The following is an 18,072-nucleotide window of genomic DNA, read 5'->3' as shown; positions in this document are numbered from 1 at the left end:
TCGTAGCGCTAACCGCTGGCGTGTCGTGGAGTCTGGACCAGTGAGCGCATTTGGTGAGCACGTCCCTGCTTGATGTGCCCAAGCGCCATCGCGAGCATGACCGCAAAGGCGAGTCCGACACGCAGTTTCATCTTGTTTATGCCGCGGATGAAGTGGTGCTCAAAGCCGAAGCCGTTGTCGATACGGTTGTTGATTCGTTCCAGTGCGGTGCGCCGGTTGTAGCCCCGATGCCAGCTCGGGCTGCCATGGGGCGTCGGTACGAAGATCCGGCGATCCTGCTCGGTAATCTTGATGCGAACGACCCGGCCAAAGGCGCCGGGATTGACGTCGCCGGCAGCGTGGCAGGTCTCAGCGCCCGCGCACACACTGCCGACGTAGGCCGCCGGGCAACGGTACTTCAGCGTGTCCCGATCGGCTTCGAAGCCCTGAAAGACCAGGTCGCGCACTTCACCCGTCTGCGGACAACAGCAGCGGACATTGCCCATCTCGGTATGGACGATGGTATCGGCGCGATCGGGAAACAGCGGACGGGTAATCGTGCTGGACGGATCGAAGCCGGGCTCCTGCTTCTCTGCGCGCCACAGTTCGCGCGTGTCGATCAGTGGCCGAATACGGTAGGTGTCCCACAGAAGAGCTTTCGTTTCACCGGCATCGAGCCCGCGGTCGGCACTGAAATCCTCACACCGTTGGGCCAGTACCGGCTGTTCGGTGAACAGTTCGCCGATCATTTGGCGCAGGGTCGTGGATTCAGATGCCGATGCACAAGTCACCACGACGGCGACCGGCAACTCGTAGTGCGTGTCCGCGATCACGTGCAAGCCATAGCCAAACCAGCTCTTGACCTTGCTCCAGGCTTTGCCGTTTGCATCGATCCCCGAGGTCTTGTGGTGGCCCCAGTCCGCGTCTGGATCGGAGGTCTTGCTCGTCTCGCGGTCTTTCTGTCCAGTGCTGTGGCTTTCGATCGCCTTGCCGTCGAAGCCCAGGTGGCGGCCGAAATCGGGCAATACCTCGGAGAGACTCTGCCGCAGCGAGGCCAGCATCTGCTTCGTGTAGTCACCGGCCGCTTCCAGTTTGATCAGGTTTGCCAGAAAGCGGGAAAACGCGGCGTCGGGCGGAACGCCGAGATAGGGGTCAAGGGGGATCACGTGGGTACCGACCGCTGGTTTCTTCGCCACGGGAAGCATTTCAAACCCACAGCGATCCATCAGCGCCGGGTTGCGGCCAAGTTCCCGTCGCAGCGAGGCGATGCTCGGATGTTGGAAAACCACCCCGGCGATCACGGCATTCCACATCGCCTGCACCGGATAGTCGTCTCGGCCCTTCGCCCGCCGCGCTTCGAGGGCCTGCATCAGCGCATCGTCCGGCAGGTAATCGAGCGCCAACGACAAGCGGTCGAGATCGGAGCAGCTTTCAACGTCCTCCCAGGAGAAGAGTCGGGCTTGCGGGACATGGGCCATGGGCCATGGGCCATGGGCCATGGCGGCGCTCTCGGGCAGATGGAAAGTATGATCATACCATAAACAGGGACACCTAAGTGACTGTTATTGCGCGAATTTATCGCTTCTACCCCAGAAATCTCGTGGTGGGGTAAAAGTTGATGGCCAATGCATAAACAACCGCTGAAGGCACGACAACGGGCGCCAATCTGGGGTAGAAGATTTCTTCGCCCGTCTCCAACCCAGCAGTGGCAAGGGTTTGCGAGGAGCGAAAATGCCTCCTGATAGCGGAAGTGAAAACGATCTGGCTCGACCATCATGCCGCACACCACGTCTTCTACTTTGCTTTCTATTGGCATCACTTGCTCCCTTAGGTCAGATAGAGATCCTGCGCAGTCGCAAGGCGTTGCTGATCACCGAGATCGACGACAGACTCATTGCTGCGGCGGCAAAGATGGGTGAGACGAGAGTGCCCAGGAAGGGATACAGGATGCCCGCAGCCACCGGCACGCCGACGTATTGTTGACGCCGTCGCCGGCCATCGCGACTTTGCGCTTGTGTTCATGGCAATCCTCTCCACGTGATATGGCTTCCAGCCTGGACCTGTGTATTGCTCACGGGTCAAGCTCCTGGTAATCCTGCTCAAGCGTTTATCTTCACGCCGCCACACTCGGCGGTATCGGGCAATCCAGAACACTCGCAAAGGCCCGTAGCAACTCGATTTCGGCGGCGGTTGCCCGCCGATCGTGCCAGATGCCGGCGACGCAGGCCGTCAGGAATCGGGATTTGGCAGGCGCTTGCAGTTCGTCCAGTTTGACCAGCGCACGATCGAGGTCGGCGATGCCGATTTGACCGATCGCCGATAAGCTCGGTCCGTCTGCCCCGAGCGCGCGCAGTGACGCCTGGAAAGCGCCCAGCGCGTCACCATCGCCAGCGCGCTCCGCGCCGGCATGCGCCAGCACCGACAGCACAAGGCCGACTTCCGTCGTCAGCTGCTCGAAATCGGCGTAGCGCGCTTTCGTCGGGGCATGCTTGAAAAACTGGCTGTCCAGATGCCGGAAGAGGATCTTCTGCAACGACCACTCCATCAGGTCGACCCTGGCGTCCATTGCGATCAGGGCAAGCAGATTGCCCTTGAACGACCGGTACTGCGCGGCGGACAACTGCTTGAGCGCGGGCATGGCGATATCGATGATCGGCAGGCGGAATCTGACATCCAGCGTATCGAGCGGCAACATCAAGGCGCGGGTCAATGCAAAAACGTCCGGGTCGGCATAGGCCTGCAGTTGGTTCAATTGCCGCGTGCGAACCGCTTCCCCCTTGTCGAGCAGCAGGCCATAAACGAGGGCGCGCGCGCCGTAGGGTTCGCGCGCCGCGTCCTGGATCGGTGCGGGCAATTCCGCCAGCAGCGCGCGGGCGTAATCGACCGCCTGCGACTGCGGCTGACCGACCTGCGCCATCACCGCCATAAGCTCGGCGGCCACGGAACCCGCAGCCATGGTGCCAACGCTTCCGACGCGCTTGCGGGCGGATGCGTGTTGCGCAGCGTTCTCGATACCGGACTCGCGTTCAATTGCAGATTCCGCGGGTGATTCGGAAACGTCGAACAAGCCGTCCCATTGCGGATCGATACGCCGGATGCGCTTCTCCAGCGGTGGATGCGTGGCGGACAACCACTGCGTGAACCCCGAAATGCCTTTGGCAAAAAAAGCGTGACTGGCTGCGGCAGCGCCTGGACTTCGCACGCTCGAACCGTAGGCCAGACCGCCGATCTTCTTCAGCGCTCCGGCAATGCCGTTCGGGTTGCGCGTGAACTGAACTGCGGAGGCGTCGGCCAGGTATTCCCGCTGCCGGCTCACCGCGGCCTTGATGAGGTTGCCGAAAAACGTGCCGGCAAAACCAATGGCCATCAAGCCCAGAGCAAGCGCCAGGATGCCGGCCCCACCCTTGTCGTTGCCGCGTCGGCGGCCGGAGAACGGCGCCGCGCGCAACAGGAAATAACCGATGATGCCAAGCACCAGGATGCCATTGAGTACGCCCATCAGGCGGATATTGAGTCGCATATCGCCGTTGAAGATATGGCTGAACTCATGGGCGATGACGCCCTGCAGTTGCTCCCGGTTCAGACGCTCGATGGCGCCCTGAGTGACGCCGATCACCGCGTCGCGCGGCGAAAAGCCGGCGGCGAAGGCGTTGATGCCCGGTTCATCGGCCAGCAGGTACACCGGCGGCACCGGCGTACCCGAGGCGATGGCCATTTCCTCGACGACGTTGAGCAGCTTGCGCTGATTCAGGTCCTGCGAATTCTGCGCGAGCAGTTGTCCGCCCAGCGACTCCGCAACAATCTTGCCGCCGGCCGACAAGGCGATCATCTTGTAGAGGCTGCCGGCAAGTACCACCGCGCAGACGCCGGCACCGACCGCGGCGAATGTCGCCCAGTCCATTTGCCGGATGAGCGCCTGACCATCGCGCAACTGCGTGCTGCTGATGAATCCGAAAACCAGCATCACCAACACATTGGCCATGACGATCAAGGCCACGACGGCGAGGGCGAACAACACGACCAGCAGCGTCGTGTTCTTGCGCACCCGCTCCTGCGATTCGAAGAAGTTCATCGCGGAAGTAGGCGGATCACGAAAGCGCGCTCAGAACGACACCTTCGGCGCCGCCTGGATGGTCGCGCTGTCTTCGAATTCAAGCAATGTGGCATCTTGCGCATGGCCGAACATGGTGGCGAAAAAAACCGGTGGGAAAGTTTGCTTGAAGACGTTGTAGGCCATCACCTGATCGTTGAATGCCTGGCGGGCGAAGGCGACCTTGTTTTCGGTGCTCGTCAATTCCTCGCTGACCTGCATCATGTTCTGACTGGCCTTGAGGTCGGGATAGGCTTCCATCACCATCTTCATGCTCATCATTGCGCCGGAGAGGCGGTTTTCGGCACCCATCAGACCCGTCATCGCGGCAGCGTCACCGGGGGCTGCTGCCGCGCGGGCCAGGCTACCGGAAGCTTCGTTGCGTGCCGAAATCACCGATTCGAGTGTTTCGCGTTCGTGCTTGAGGTATCCCTTGGCCGTCTCGACCAGATTGGGAATCAGGTCGTAGCGCCGCTTGAGCTGCACTTCGATCTGCGCGAAGGCGTTCTTGTAGCGGTTCTTGAGCGTCACCAGCTTGTTGAAGATTGAGATCACATAAAAACCGCTCAGTGCGATTAGGACCACGATGCCGATGATGACCTGTGTCGTATTCATTTTTTACCCTTGACGTTGATGTCCGGTGATCGCAATCCGGATTGCGCTTCAAGGCGCCTTGATCCGGGTGCGGGTTGAAAGTGCGTGGCGCCGTGTACTCCTCATCTCATTGCATGCGCCGAACGGCTTGAGTGGCAGGCGGCAGAAAAGACGCGGCAGGCTCGGTACGGACCTTGAACATCGACCACACCACGGCCAGCAGAATCAACGCGACGCCACCCGCCTGTAAGGCACCCAGACGTTCGCCAAAGCTGTCCATCGCGGCGAAAAGCCCGAGGACCGGCACGAGAAACAAATACAAGGACAGGCGACCGGCCTCCGCCCTTTGCAGAAGCCAGAACCACAGCCAGGTGCTCAATGCCGTTCCGGCCAGCGCCAGGATGAGCAGAATGCCGACGAAAGTGCCCGTCCAGACGATGCCTTGCGACACTTCGAAGGACAGTGACACGGCGAACAGCAAGCTACCGCCGACGACCAACTGCCAGGCGATCAGCGACATCAGATCTTCGCCCGGTCGCAGGCGCTTCATGATCACGCTGGCGACGGCGGCACTGAACGCCGAGCCAAGCGCCAGGACGATCCCGAATAAATCGCTGCCGCCGGTCTGACGCCAGGCAGGGAGTGCCAGCAAGCTGACGCCGGCCAGCCCGAACAGCAAGGCTGCCGCTTTGCTCAGACTGATTCGTTCGCCGAGGAAAAGCGCTGCCAGCACGATGATGATCAGCGGCTGCGTATTGCCCAGCACCGCGGCGAGGCCGGCACCGATGTAGGCCGGGCCGGCAAACATCGTCCCGAAGGTCAGCGTCGTCGCCAAGACGCCGAGCGGCAAAATCCATCGGGCCAGGCTTGCCCGCGGCCACAGCCGCTTGCGTCGGATCGCCAGCACGAGTACCAGGGTGAGGCCGCCGAGGATGGTGCGTAGCGCCGCAAAATGCAGCGGCGGGGCGAGTGCCAGGCCCACCTTGATCAGCGGATAACAGATCGCCATCGACACGATAACGACCAGCATCAACCACGCCTGCTTGCCGTGGGACAGGGTGCCTGCCCCGACCGGATCCGGTGCACGCGCTTGCCGCGAGTCGCCGGAGCGCATCGCCCGGTTCATGGGGTGGCAGTTGTCGGGTCTCGCCATGAGCGTTATTGCCAGCGGTGTCATAGGCGTCCATCGAGAGCATACGACACCGGCTGCGCCTCAATGCGTGTACTTCGCCGGATCGCGCTCGAACTCCGCCTGGCACAAGGGGCAGCAAAGCAGGTATTGCCGGCCTTCGTGCTCGACGACGATATGCGCCTTATTGCGGTTGATGTGTTTGCCGCACACCGGGTCTTTGTCGTCGCGCTTCCTGCCGGCTACGGCAGAGGCTTCCTTGTTCATCGTTTTTCTCCTTGCTTGAGTTTAAAAAAATCGCGGTAAATCGCATGCGTCCGCGCGCCGCTACGGCTAAGCTATTTTGGCGCCGCCGACGCCCTTACAGGCTTGCCGTCGGGCTCGCCCGGCGTCTTATCCGGCGTTGAGCCATGCCGGTGTCCGCCATGCGTGCCGCAACACATTCCACCGCGCCGCATGAGCATAAAAAAGCCGATGCCGAAGACGATCAACAACCAATTTTGTGTGAGCCATTCCATAACCTTCTCCTGTAAATGTTGACGCAGTTCCTTACGCCTCCGCCTAGATCTTCACCCGGCGCAACCGCAAGGCGTTGCTGATCACCGAGATCGACGACAGACTCATCGCTGCGGCGGCAAAGATGGGTGAGACGAGAATGCCCAGGAAGGGATACAGGATGCCCGCCGCCACCGGCACCCCCGCAGCGTTGTAGACCAGGGCGAAGAACAGGTTCTGCTTGATATTGCGCATGGTCGCGCGCGCCAGACGCCGGGCCCGCACGATACCGTTGAGATCCCCTTTCACCAGGGTGAAGCCGGCGCTTTCGATAGCCACGTCGGCACCAGTACCCATGGCAATGCCGACGTCGGCCTGCGCCAGTGCCGGCGCATCGTTCACGCCGTCGCCGGCCATTGCGACCTTGTGGCCCGTGGCCTGCAGTTCCTTGATGATGCGTGCCTTGTCCGCGGGCAGCACGTCGGCGCGGATTTCATCGATGCCCAGGCGGCCGGCGACGGCACGGGCGGTGCGCTCGTTGTCGCCGGTGGCCATGATGATCTTCAGGCCTTCGGCATGCAGCGCCTTGAGCGCTTCGAGCGTCGTCTCCTTGACGGGGTCGGCGACGCTCACCAGGCCGGCTATTTCGCTACCAATGAGGACGAACATCACCGTTTCACCCTCGTCGCGGCGAGCGTTTGCCGCCTCGACAAACGCACTCGATGCGCCGCTATCCAGGCCCAGCTCGGTGAGCATCGCCGCGTTGCCCAGGGCAACCGCCTGGCCGTCAACCACGCCCTTGACGCCCTTGCCGGTGATCGCCTCGAACTCGTCGGCCTTGGCAAGTTCGACGCCGCGCTCTTCCGCACCGGCGACGATCGCCTCGGCCAAAGGGTGCTCGGAGCCGCGTTCAAGGCTGGCGGCAAGGCGCAATACCTCGGTTTCCTCGTGTCCGGCAGCGGGCAGCACCGCGACCAGCTTCGGCTTGCCGACGGTCAGCGTTCCGGTCTTGTCGACAATCAGCGTGTCGACCTTCGCAAAGCGTTCGAGGGCTTCCGCATTCTTGATCAGCACGCCAGCCTGCGCGCCGCGGCCGGTCGCGGTCATGATCGACATTGGCGTCGCCAGCCCCAGGGCACAAGGACAGGCGATGATCAGCACCGCGACCGCTGCGACCAGGCCATAGGAAAGTGCCGGCGCCGGTCCCCAGATCGCCCAGGCGATGAAGGCCAGGATGGCGATGCCGATCACCGCCGGGACGAACTTGCCGGCGACCGAGTCGGCGAGCTTCTGGATAGGAGCACGCGAGCGTTGCGCGTTGGCGACCATGTCAACGATCTGGCTGAGGACGGTGTCGCCGCCGACCCGCTTCGCTTCGACGACCAGCGAGCCGGTGCCGTTGATCGTCGCCCCGGTGACGGCGTCGCCAGCGACCTTTTCGACCGGCACCGCTTCGCCGGAAATCATCGATTCGTCGATCGACGAACGGCCCTCAATTACCAGACCATCCACCGGCACCTTGTCGCCCGGCCGCACCCGCACATGGTCGCCGACGACGACTTCCTCGAGCGGAATTTCCTCCTCGCGCCCGTCGGCACGAATCACGCGCGCCGTCTTCGCCGCGAGGTCGAGCAGCGCGCGGATCGCCGAGCCGGTGCGCTCACGCGCACCAAGTTCCATCACCTGGCCGAGCAGGACCAGAACGATGATCACCGCGCCGGCCTCGAAGTAAACGCCCACATGTCCCTGCGCATCGCGGAAGCCATCGGGAAACAGGTCGGGAGCCAGCAGCGCAACCAGACTGAAGAGATAGGCTGCGCCAACGCCCAGGCCGATCAGCGTGAACATGTTGAGGCTGCGATTGACTACCGACTTGACGCCGCGAACGAAGAACGGCCAGCCGGCCCAGAGCACCACTGGCGTCGCCAGAAGAAATTCGATCCACAGCGCGGTGCGCTCGCCGAGCGCATCGCGCACGAAGCCGAGGCCGACGAAGGGGCCCATGGTCAGTATCAGCAGCGGCACGGTCAGCACGGCGCCGATCGAGAACCGGCGCCGGAAATCGAGCAGCTCGGGGTTGGGGCCCTCGTCGCCTGTGGGGACGCCCATCGGCTCCAGAGCCATGCCGCATTTCGGGCAATCACCGGGGGCATCGCGAACGATTTCCGGGTGCATCGGACAGGTGTATTGCGTGCCTGCAGGCACGGGAGGCGATTTCTCCTTGTGCGCGCCTGTCAGGTAGTGCGCGGGATCGGCGGCAAACTTGTCGTGGCACTTCTGCGAACAGAAGTGCCACGTTTTTCTGTCGTGTTCGAAGCTCGGCTTGCCAGCCCCGAGAGCGACAGACATGCCGCATACGGGATCCTTCACCGTCGTGACCTCGGCCGCCGCGTGCTCGCAGTGGGAGCCGTGCGATCCATGCGCGTTGTGAGAATGCTCGGGCTGATGATCGTGGCCTTGCCCGGTCGACCTTGCACTCGTGTTCATGGCAATCCTTTCCAAGTGGTATGGCTTCCAGCCTGAAGCTGTGTGTTGCTCACAGGTCAAGCACTATTTCTTCAAGGCACGATCGCCAGTTGGTGTCCTTCGCCACCGGGCAACTGGATGGTGTCGAGCACCTCCAGCGAGCTCTGGTCCACCACCCAGATTTTGGGTTCCTTGCGGCTGGATACGTAGAGCTTTCCGGTACCGCGCACGGCGCCCAGATGGTACGGCGCGGGCGTGAGTGGCAAAACACGGCGCACGTCGGTCTGTGGATCGAGTGCCACCAGCTTGTCCTCCGAGATCAGACTGACGAACAGCTGGCGGCCATCATCGCTGATGTCCAGCCCGTGCAGGCGCTTGCCCATCACGTATTCGCGCTCGACCTTGCCGGTCTCGAGCGAGACCGCGCTGACCGTTCCGCTGCGCGCGTTGGCGACGTACAGCCGCTTGCCATCGGGAGCCAGCAGCATGTGCTCGGGTGAGGCACCGGCGTCCAGGGTGCGCGTGACTTTCCAGTCGGCGGTGTCGATCTCGCTGATCGTGCCATTGCCGCTGTTGCTGACGTAAACGCGCTTGCCATCTGGGGTCACCACGGCGTAGTTCGGCGCCGGGCCGGTGGCGACGGTGTGGACGACCTTGTTCTCGATCAGATCGGCAACGCTGATGCCGCCGCGTGTGGGATGTGTAGAGAGCACGTAGCGGCCATCGGGAGTGATCGCCTGATGATGCGTCCAGCCGGCCACCGGGATGGTCGACATGACGTGGCCGTGCGCCGGATGAATCACCGCCAGCTTGCTGTTTGCGGTATCCATCGCGGCGCCCGCAGGCAGTGGGGTTTCCGACAAGCTGCCGGCGACCAGGTATTCACCATCCGGGGTGGCGACCAGGCCGTGCGGATTGTCGACGCCGTCGTAGGTCGCAGTGATGCGATTGCTCGCCGCGTCGACGGCAATGACCTTGTTCGCGGAACCGAGAGGGATGTACACGGTCATGCCTGCCCAGGCCGTTGGCGCGGAGAGGGCCATGACGATGGCCGTCGCGGCCAGACTCGAATAGTTTTTCATGTTGAAATCCCTTGGTGAAAGAGTTGATCCGGGTTGGCCCCGGCGCGATGGTTGAAGACGCGTGGCGTGCTCGATTGCTCAGCGGACAGCAAACTCCTTGCGCATGTAGTCCACTACTGCCTTGAGATCCTCGTCGCTCAGGCTCGGGTTGCCGCCCCGCGGCGGCATCGCCATCGGCGACCCGGGGCTCTGAAAACCTTCGGCGATACGTTTGATCAGCACCTCGTCATCGCCTGCAAGTAGGCCCTCGGTGGCGGTCAGGTCAGGGACGCCGGGCAGTACGCCGACGCCATCCGCACCATGGCAGGCGACGCAGCTGGATTGATAGGTCGATTCGCCTGTTGTAACGGCCGCTCCAGCGCCGCTGGCCACGATCGCGCCCAGCGTTGCCAGCAGGCCGGTCGTGGTACGCCTCATGGGTGTTCCTCGCCTTTCAATGTGGGTGAGGAGACGCCTGCGCCAGATGTCCAACGCGGCCAGAAGCCCGGGGTGTGCTGTGCGTAGGACACCCATGCATCGCCAAAGCTCGCTGCAGCATCGCGTTCCTCGCGGCGTGCCAGTCGCAGGTAGACCACGATCATGATCGGGAACATCGTTAAGGTGATCAGCGTCGGCCATTGCAGCAGAAAGCCGACCATGATCAGGATGAAACCGAGATATTGCGGATGGCGTAGCCTTGCGTAGGGCCCGGCGGTGGCCAGCAGGCCGCTCGCCTGAGCCGCGTAGAGCACCCTCCAGGCTCTTGCCAGCAGCCAGAAGCCGCCACCGATGAAGAGCGTCGACAACAGGTGGAATGGCCCGAAATGCGGGTTCGATCGCCAGCCGAACATCACCTCCAGCAGGTGGCCCGAGTCGTGTCCGAGGAAGTCGACACCGGGAAACTGCCGTGCCAGCCAGCCCGAAAGCAGGTAGATCGTCAGCGGAAAGCCGTACATCTCGGTGAACAGGGCGACGACAAACGCCGAAAACATGCCCAGCGTGCGCCAGTCGCGCTTGCTGCGCGGCTTGAAGAAGCTGAAGGCGAAGAAGATGAACACCGCCGAGTTGATCACCACCATCGACCACAGGCCGTAGGAGGAGGATGGGTCGTTCATTTGTCATCCACCTTGTTCGATGAGCCGCCGTGATCACCGTGACCGCCGTGCATGAAGACGTGCATCAACGGACACGCCAGCAGGAACAGCCAGGGCCACCAGGCCGGCAACCAGGCAAGCAGGTGGCTACGGTGCTCGACGACGAGGAGAACCATCGAGAGGGCAGCGAAGCCGCCGAACACCCACCCGGAGCGTCGGCTGGCCCTGTTTCCAGAGGGTTTGCGAGATGTCTGGTCGTCGGAATGCTCGTGTTGATGCACAACTGGCTCCTTGGCGGATTGATCGATTTCGTTACTGATGTCGTTCATGGCAATAGAGCGGCGCCGCACTTGAGCGTCACCATTTCCCTCAGCGTTGCTTCCTCCTGCAGGAACACCTCGACGGCAAGCGGATCGAACTGGCTGCCACTCATGCGTTCAATCTCCGCTTTCGCCGCGTCGAAGTCGACGCCACGGCGATAGGGGCGGTCGGAAGTCATGGCGTCCAGCGTGTCGAGGACGGCGAATAGTCGCGCGCCAAGCGGAATCTCGTTGCCACGTAGCCCGGCCGGGTAGCCACTGCCGTCGTAGCGCTCCTCGTGACACAAGACAATCTCGGCGGCTTCGTCGAGGGCCGGCATTGGCATCAGGATGCGCTGGCCAGCCTCCGGATGCGCGCGCATGACGGCCCACTCGGTTTCGTCGAGCGGTCCCTGCTTCAGCAGCACGGCGTCCGGGATACCGATCTTGCCCAGATCATGGAGCAGTGCGCCCCAGTACACATCGCGCAAGCGCGTGGGTTCCGTCGTGAAACAGCGCGCCAGGACGAGGGTGTGGCAGGCCACTCGCTTGGAATGAAGGCCGGTCTCGTGCTCGCGCAGATCGAGCGCTGCAACCAGTGCTTCCGCGAAACCCTCGTAGACGTGGGCAGACATGTTCACTTCCTGTTTACGGCTATTCAGATAGCACGATTCACAGCAGCGTCCACCCTCGCTGCGTGTGACGGAGAGGCCGGTAATGGGTGCTCCACAGGCGCGGCAGCCGCCATTGATCAAGTGGAGGTCAGGGCCAGCGTGTTCTCGCGTCATATCCATGTCTCGTTTACCATTTTGTTTTCACAGAGGGCAGCCTGAGCCTGTGAGCTACTGATAGGTCAAGCGGCGCTTGTGTGTTGAAGCTCGTCGCCGGTCGCGTCGATCAACGCACAGGTGGCGTGACCGTCGGGCTCGCCGTTGGGCATTCCCGCCCACAACGCCAGCGCCTGTTCCAGGCGCGCCTGCAGGGCCTGCAGCTCGGCCACTCGTTCGCGAGTTTCGGCGATACGCCGCTCGACGATCTCTCTGACCACTGGGCACGGCGTTTGGCCGCAATCGGACATGCCGAGGATCTCGGCAATTTCGTCCAGATGGAAGCCGAGCCGCCTAGCGCGCAAAACAAAGCGCAGGCGAGTGACGTCGGCATTCTTGAAACGACGGTAGCCGTTATCGGCGTCGATGGCTGGATCCAGCAAGCCGATACGCGCGTAATAGCGGACGGTATCCGGGGTGACGCCAACCAGACTTGCGAGCGCGCTGACTTGCACGATACTTCTCCTGTCCAGAACCAACAAATGAGCAGCCCCACAAGGGGCTTGTTCAGGAAAGAGAGTGGTCGCTAGAAGGATCTACCGTTGGTCGACGTCTGCTGTATCGGACTCTCTGCGACCACCAGGTCTTCGCCCATGTCCTGCATCTGTCTGACGGGCCGGTTTTCTCGCTTTGCAACACCCTTTACCTTTACCTATGGTGGCAGTCGGGTCCCCACAAGAAAATGACCGCAGGATTACGTTTTAGTCACCTTCGCTCGTAGATGCCATGGGTGCTTTTTGGTGGGACCAAGATCCTGGCGAAACGACCGGCTGCTCAAGCGTTCGCTGACGGTTCTGCGGCGGCCAGCGGCAGATACAGCGTGAAGGTCGTCACGCCAGCGTCGGAGGTCACCTCGATCCGACCGCCGTGCGTCGCGACAATGCTGCGCGTAATGGCCAGCCCCAGTCCGGCGCCCTCCCCGTGACGGTGTCGCTCTGGACTGGCGCGATGAAAGCGCTCGAAGATCTGCGACAGCTGATCGGACGGAATCGTATCGCCGTAGTTCTTCACTGCCAGCGTCGCCAGGCCAGCCTCACCCGTGATCGAGATCTCGACGAGACTTTCGGAGCGGCTATGGCGAAGCGCATTCGACAACAGATTGGACAGCGCCCGGCGGATCATCAGGCGGTCGCCAGTAACGCTCGCCTCTCCGGCAAGCACGATGCGCACTTCCTTTTCTTCCGCCAGCGCTTCGTAGAAGTCAATCAGTGCCCGTGCTTCATCGGCCAGGTTCACCGCTTCGAGCGAGCGCGGCAGAACCCCATTTTCGGCCTGGGCAAGAAACAGCATGTCGCTGACCATGCGTGCGATGCGCTCGTACTCTTCGAGGTTGGATGCGAGCACCTCCCGGTACTCGTCCGGACTTCGGGTATGCGACAGCGCGACCTCGGTCTGGGTCATCAGGTTTGAGACGGGCGTGCGCAGTTCGTGGGCAATATCGGCAGAGAAATCGGATAGGCGGCGAAACGATGATTCCAGTCGCTCCAGCATACCGTTGAAGGCCACCACCAGCGCACGCACTTCGGACGGTGCGCCACGTTCGGCAAGGCGCTCGCCGAGGCCCTCGGCCGACAAGTTGCGTGCGGTGGCCGTCACCCGCCGCAGCGGCGCCAGTCCGCGGTGGGCGGCGAACAGGGCGAACAAGGCGGCGACGATCACCGCAAAGTAGATGTCGATCCACAGGCGCTCGCGCACCTGTTCGAGGAAGAGCCGGTGATGCGAGACATCGAGTCCCACCAGCGCTCGCAAGCGCGTCGGTTGCGACCAGAAATCAAGCGCCTCGACGGTGGTTTCCAGCCCAAGGTATTGCTTGCCGCCCTTATCCCAAAGCGTCGGGGTATCCGGTAACGCGTCCTCGGCCAATGGTCGTTCGCCGAAGAACGCCGGGCGGATCGCATAGACCACGGTGCCTTCGGCGTCGCGTAGCACCACCGCCAGCGCGTCGTGTCCGATGAAGGCATCGTCAAGCCGTTGCCGCAGAGTTCTGTACGGTTCGGCGCGGTGCAAGAGGTTCTTGATCAGAGTCACCTTGCCCGACAGTTCCTGATCGTCGAGCTCGCGAAGATGGCCTTCGACGGCAGATCCCTGTACCAGCACGACGACAATCAACAGGGTAGCCGTGAGCAGCGCGAACAGCAGCGCCAGGCGCGTGGTCAGCGATATCGGCCACCCTCGCACGCTCAGGGGCCTTCCGGTATTTCGAGCACGTAGCCCATGCCGCGCACGGTGTGTATCAACTTCAGCTCGAAGGGTTCATCCACTTTGGCACGCAAGCGACGGACGGCGACATCGATTACGTTGGTATCGCTGTCGAAGTTCATGTCCCACACCTGCGAAGCAATCAGTGAGCGCGGCAATACCTGACCCTGACGGCGCAGGAGCAACTCGAGCAGCGCGAATTCCTTGGCCGTGAGATCGATACGTGTGCCCGCGCGGCTGACGCGGCGGCGCAACAGATCCAGCTCCAGATCCGCGGCCCGCAGCGTATCGGCCTCCTGCGATCGGCCGCGCTTCAACAGAGTGCGGACTCGAGCCAGGAGCTCGGAAAAGGCAAAGGGCTTGACAAGGTAGTCGTCCGCACCCAGTTCCAGCCCGCGTACCCGGTCTTCCACCCCGTCGCGTGCGGTAAGGAAGAGTACCGGCATCTCATGGCCGCTACGGCGCACCGTTTTGAGCACCCCCCAACCGTCCAGCGAGGGCAGCATGACATCGAGCACGATCAGGTCGTAATCACCGGTCAGCGCCAGATGCAGGCCATCGAGGCCATCGCGAGCAAGGTCGACAACGAAACCCGCCTCGAGCAGGCCTTTGCGCAGGTAATCGCCCGTTTTTGGTTCATCTTCGACAATCAGGATCTTCATGTGCGTCGCCCCATGCTGAGTATTTGCGAAGATTGTGCCTGCTTGCGGCGCCGCTTGACGCCCATTACGAGAATGTAATCCGCATGTCAGCTTCCTGACCGGGTGGCGTGCGCATCATCATCTGCCATGGTCGTTTTCAGCTCTGCTACAGATGGATGGCGCTATTTTTGCGCTCACCGTACCTCGGGGCCTGTTATCCGTCTCAACAACCAAGGACTGGACATCCCATGAATACATTTGCCTTATTAGCCGCCCGTTACCTCGCTGGCTTGCTGTTTGTCGTCCCACTCGCAGCCGTCGCCACGCCGGAGATGGGTCGCATCTTCGCGCTCGCTCCGGCCAACGGCAGCGATGGCGTGCTGGTGGCAAACAAGCAGGGCCTGTACCTGGCTCAGCCGGATGGTCGCTTGAGCCTGCGCGTCAAACGTGATGGCGGCTTCGTCGCCTTGGCTGCGGACCCTTCCGACGCCAAAATACTGTACGCAAGCGGCGCCTCAGACGGTTTGCTGCGATCAGATGACGGTGGCAGCCAGTGGCAACGGCAGAGCCAGGGCGGACCCGACAGCTTCACGGCGCTGACCGTCAGCCCGACGGACGGAAAGCGCCTGTACGGTGTCGCCGATGGCATCTACCACAGTACCGACAGCGGTCGTACCTGGACGCGCAGCGGCGACGCGCCAGAAAAGCTGATGAACATCTCGGCGTCGCCCAGCGGCTTGTACGCCGGCACCGAGGAAGGCTTGCGTTTGTCGACTGACGACGGGGCTTCATGGCGGCCAGCGTCAATGCTACGCATCCCGGTGACCATGGTCAGCGCCGAGCCTGACGGAACGCTCTACAGTTTTCAATTCGGGCAAGGTTTTCTCGAGGCACAGGAGCCCGAATTGGCATGGACGCCGCTGGCCAACAGCTTCGGCGGACAGGCGATCATGGTCATGGCACGAAATGGCCCGCGTCTGTTTGCCGCGACACATATCGGCAGACTCTTCGTCAGCGCCGATGATGGCCGTAGCTGGCAGGCGATAAGCGGGGCTCGCGGACCGGAAAGCGTGGCGGAAAAACGGGGGGAAAAGCTGTTCGCGGCGAATTGCCAGACCTGCCACGGTGCCGTCGGCATAGGTGAAGCGCCACAGTTCGGCAAAAGCCTGCAGGGCCTGGCGCCCGCGCTCGACGATACCGCGCACGCCTGGCACCACAGCGATCAACAGTTACAGAACACCATCCTCAAGGGTAGTCCAGTGCCGAACAGTCGGATGGTGGCTTTCGAGGGACGCTTGAGCCCACACGATGCTGAAGACCTGGTCGCCTATATGAAGAGCCTCTGGAGCGAGCGCGCCCTGCGCTGCCAGGGAGCAAAACACATGGACCCGGGCTGCATGACCCATTGAGCGGAGAGGTCGATTCGGCAGTGCCAAGGGAGCAGGCCGTATCAAACGGCACGGTATTCCACGCGCTGCTGGCTGCCAGTGTCGTCTTTCTCGTCGCTGCGATCGCGTGGAGCACCTGGCAGAGCAGTCCGCCACTGATCGACACCAATGATGCTCGGCTGCTGGCAGTCGGGCAGCGCGTTTATACCGAGCACTGTGCGAGCTGTCACGGCGCAAATCTGGAAGGTCAGCCGGCCTGGCGTGAACGCCGCGAAAACGGCCGCCTGCCGGCACCGCCACACGATGCCAACGGGCACACCTGGCATCACCCGGACGCGGTCCTGATCGAGATCGTCAGCAACGGTCTGCAGGCGGGCCGGTACGCGCCGCCGGGTTATAGCAGCGACATGCCTGGTTTCGCGAACGTACTCGCCAAGGAAGAGATTCGTGCCAGCCTTGCCTATATCAAGAGTAGCTGGCCAGAAGCTCAGCGCGCCCACCAGGCGCGCGTCACGCTTTCAAGGGAATAGGGGCACCACCGCATTCCGGATAGAACGAGCACAACCAAGCGCCCAGATTCATCGTCTTTGATGTACCGAAGGACCCGATGGAAATCGTGACAATGATCAGGAGGACGACCAAGCGGCCACAGATTGCAATTCACGACCACCGTGCTGCAGTTTCGGCGCCTACTGGAAGAGCATGACCTGACGAAGAAGCTGCTCGAAGCGGTCAACGCCGGGCTGTCCGCACCGGGCCTCATGATGCGCGAAGGCACCATCGCCGACACCACACTTATCGCCGCCCCGCCGTCGGTCAAGAATGAAGCCAATGCCCCTGACACGGACATGCACCAAACCAAGAAAGGCAACCAGTGGTACTTCGGCTAGAAGGCCCACATTGGCGTCGATGCCGAGAACCGGCTGGTGCACACCGCCGTTGGAAAAACGGCGAACGAGGCGGACGTGACGCAGACCGATAAACTGGAATCCCTGAAAGCCAGCACCCGTTCCAAGATCGAGCATCCCTCCCGCATCGTGAAGAGTCTGTTCCAATACAAGAAGGTGAGTTACAAGGCGCTGGACAAGAACACGGCACAACTGCACACGCTGTTCGCTTTGGCCAATCTGATGACTGCCAAGCGAGGACTATTGGCGCTTGATGGTCGAGTTGCGCCCTGAATAGGACGAAAGGCCCGGAAATGGGCCGAAAACGGTATAAACGGCGGGAATTTCAGGCAATTTGACCAAAATCCCGGCGGGCTGAAAAAACATCCGCTGCCACGCGGGAGGTAACGCACCAACGGTTAATTGATCAGCGGTTCCCTAGTCTGCCCAGAAAGCGGTCATCGATCGGTGGGTGATTCGAACGACTCCAACCAGTCGAAAGGATGAATAGCGTTCGTCAGTAAGCAGTCACCCGGAGTCCAGGGTCTATAAACTCGAATGTCATAGCCTGATGAGGCTCATGATCTTCACCCGGAAGTCGTCATCCCAGGTGGCCGCCTTGTGCTTCAGGCGCAAGCTGGTTTTCTTCTGGGCGGTAGTATCCAGCCGAATCAGGTTGAGAACGATCTTCTTCAAGAGGGAAAGATTCTGTGGAGCGTGGTCCTGGCGTACGGTACTGGCATCCTCGCCGAAGCTGACGTCGAGCATCCAGTCAAGTTGGTGGCAAGTCGGCCGGAGGAATTACACCCCCGGCAACTCACATAACGGTGCGTGATCCTCTCGATTCACAGCGCTCCCATCAAGCGAACGCACCGACCATGCCTTTCTGCCAATGCACGAAGAGACATCAGGCTGGCTCCCAT

17 protein-coding genes and 3 pseudogenes are annotated in these 18,072 nt (G+C 62.0%); 3 read left to right on the top strand and 17 right to left on the bottom strand.

The features are described 5' to 3' along the window. Positions 1–8: 8 nt before the first annotated feature. The 16 genes and pseudogenes from QZ648_RS11905 to QZ648_RS11830 all read right to left on the bottom strand — a co-directional run bounded on the left by QZ648_RS11905 (position 9) and on the right by QZ648_RS11830 (position 14,895). Complete coding sequence (locus QZ648_RS11905) at positions 9–1,478, bottom strand: transposase (RefSeq protein WP_291997163.1); 1,470 nt, start codon at positions 1,476–1,478, stop codon at positions 9–11. 333 nt (positions 1,479–1,811) lie between these two features. Further along, a pseudogene (locus tag QZ648_RS11900) lies at positions 1,812–1,949 on the bottom strand (copper-transporting ATPase); the annotation flags it as partial. Between the two features lie 143 nt (positions 1,950–2,092). Next, a complete protein-coding gene (locus QZ648_RS11895; RefSeq protein ID WP_291997162.1) occupies positions 2,093–4,051 on the bottom strand; it encodes a M48 family metallopeptidase in 1,959 nt (652 codons plus the stop codon). A 30-nt stretch (positions 4,052–4,081) separates the two neighbouring features. Continuing rightward, entirely contained in the window at positions 4,082–4,684 is a 603-nt protein-coding gene (locus QZ648_RS11890; RefSeq protein WP_291997161.1) for a LemA family protein, read from the bottom strand. A gap of 106 nt (positions 4,685–4,790) precedes the next feature. Beyond that, positions 4,791–5,816, bottom strand: a complete 1,026-nt coding sequence (locus QZ648_RS11885; RefSeq protein ID WP_291997160.1) for a DMT family transporter — start codon at positions 5,814–5,816, stop codon at positions 4,791–4,793. A gap of 60 nt (positions 5,817–5,876) precedes the next feature. After that, positions 5,877–6,059 carry a YHS domain-containing protein gene (locus QZ648_RS11880; protein WP_169068354.1) on the bottom strand — a complete coding sequence of 61 codons (183 nt, stop codon included), beginning with the start codon at positions 6,057–6,059 and terminating at the stop codon, positions 5,877–5,879. 71 nt (positions 6,060–6,130) lie between these two features. Next, complete coding sequence (locus tag QZ648_RS11875) at positions 6,131–6,310, bottom strand: DUF2933 domain-containing protein (RefSeq protein WP_291997159.1); 180 nt, start codon at positions 6,308–6,310, stop codon at positions 6,131–6,133. Positions 6,311–6,353: 43 nt separating this feature from the next. Continuing rightward, a complete protein-coding gene (locus QZ648_RS11870) occupies positions 6,354–8,774 on the bottom strand; it encodes a heavy metal translocating P-type ATPase (RefSeq protein ID WP_291997158.1) in 2,421 nt (806 codons plus the stop codon). A gap of 71 nt (positions 8,775–8,845) precedes the next feature. Then, positions 8,846–9,835, bottom strand: coding sequence for a YncE family protein (locus QZ648_RS11865; RefSeq protein ID WP_248595619.1), 990 nt, complete (start codon positions 9,833–9,835; stop codon positions 8,846–8,848). Between the two features lie 78 nt (positions 9,836–9,913). Continuing rightward, positions 9,914–10,252 carry a cytochrome c gene (locus QZ648_RS11860; protein ID WP_291997157.1) on the bottom strand — a complete coding sequence of 113 codons (339 nt, stop codon included), beginning with the start codon at positions 10,250–10,252 and terminating at the stop codon, positions 9,914–9,916. Then, positions 10,249–10,929, bottom strand: a complete 681-nt coding sequence (locus QZ648_RS11855) for an isoprenylcysteine carboxylmethyltransferase family protein (protein WP_291997156.1) — start codon at positions 10,927–10,929, stop codon at positions 10,249–10,251. The genes QZ648_RS11860 and QZ648_RS11855 overlap by 4 nt, the downstream gene beginning before the upstream one ends. After that, a complete protein-coding gene (locus QZ648_RS11850; protein ID WP_291997155.1) occupies positions 10,926–11,237 on the bottom strand; it encodes a DUF2933 domain-containing protein in 312 nt (103 codons plus the stop codon). Before QZ648_RS11850 ends, QZ648_RS11855 begins: the two co-directional genes overlap by 4 nt. After that, positions 11,234–11,842: an HD domain-containing phosphohydrolase gene (locus tag QZ648_RS11845; RefSeq protein WP_169068349.1), complete on the bottom strand. Its 609-nt coding sequence runs from the start codon at positions 11,840–11,842 to the stop codon at positions 11,234–11,236. Before QZ648_RS11845 ends, QZ648_RS11850 begins: the two co-directional genes overlap by 4 nt. 218 nt (positions 11,843–12,060) lie before the next feature. After that, the gene (locus tag QZ648_RS11840; protein ID WP_169068348.1) at positions 12,061–12,489 is read right to left on the bottom strand and encodes a MerR family DNA-binding protein; all 429 of its coding nucleotides are present in this window, start codon (positions 12,487–12,489) and stop codon (positions 12,061–12,063) included. Positions 12,490–12,808: 319 nt separating this feature from the next. Then, complete coding sequence (locus tag QZ648_RS11835) at positions 12,809–14,212, bottom strand: heavy metal sensor histidine kinase (RefSeq protein ID WP_169068347.1); 1,404 nt, start codon at positions 14,210–14,212, stop codon at positions 12,809–12,811. A 2-nt stretch (positions 14,213–14,214) separates the two neighbouring features. Continuing rightward, positions 14,215–14,895, bottom strand: a complete 681-nt coding sequence (locus QZ648_RS11830) for a heavy metal response regulator transcription factor (RefSeq protein WP_169068346.1) — start codon at positions 14,893–14,895, stop codon at positions 14,215–14,217. A gap of 227 nt (positions 14,896–15,122) precedes the next feature. Here QZ648_RS11830 and QZ648_RS11825 point away from each other — a divergent pair, with 227 nt between their 5' ends. The 3 genes and pseudogenes from QZ648_RS11825 to QZ648_RS11815 form a co-directional block, all read left to right on the top strand. Continuing rightward, positions 15,123–16,283, top strand: a complete 1,161-nt coding sequence (locus tag QZ648_RS11825) for a c-type cytochrome (protein WP_291997154.1) — start codon at positions 15,123–15,125, stop codon at positions 16,281–16,283. Between the two features lie 101 nt (positions 16,284–16,384). After that, on the top strand, positions 16,385–16,792 hold the full coding sequence (locus QZ648_RS11820) for a cytochrome c (protein WP_291997241.1): 408 nt from the start codon (positions 16,385–16,387) through the stop codon (positions 16,790–16,792). Between the two features lie 135 nt (positions 16,793–16,927). Next, positions 16,928–17,443 (top strand): annotated as a pseudogene (locus tag QZ648_RS11815) (transposase); the annotation flags it as partial. 267 nt (positions 17,444–17,710) lie between these two features. On the opposite strand, the pseudogene QZ648_RS11810 reads toward QZ648_RS11815, so the two are convergent. Continuing rightward, positions 17,711–17,932 (bottom strand): annotated as a pseudogene (locus QZ648_RS11810) (ISAs1 family transposase); the annotation flags it as partial. Positions 17,933–18,072: the final 140 nt, after the last annotated feature.

Source organism: Candidatus Accumulibacter sp. ACC012, assembly GCF_907163155.1.
GTDB classification, from domain to species: Bacteria; Pseudomonadota; Gammaproteobacteria; order Burkholderiales; family Rhodocyclaceae; genus Accumulibacter; species Accumulibacter delftensis.
This window is presented reverse-complemented; position numbering and strand designations above follow the sequence as displayed.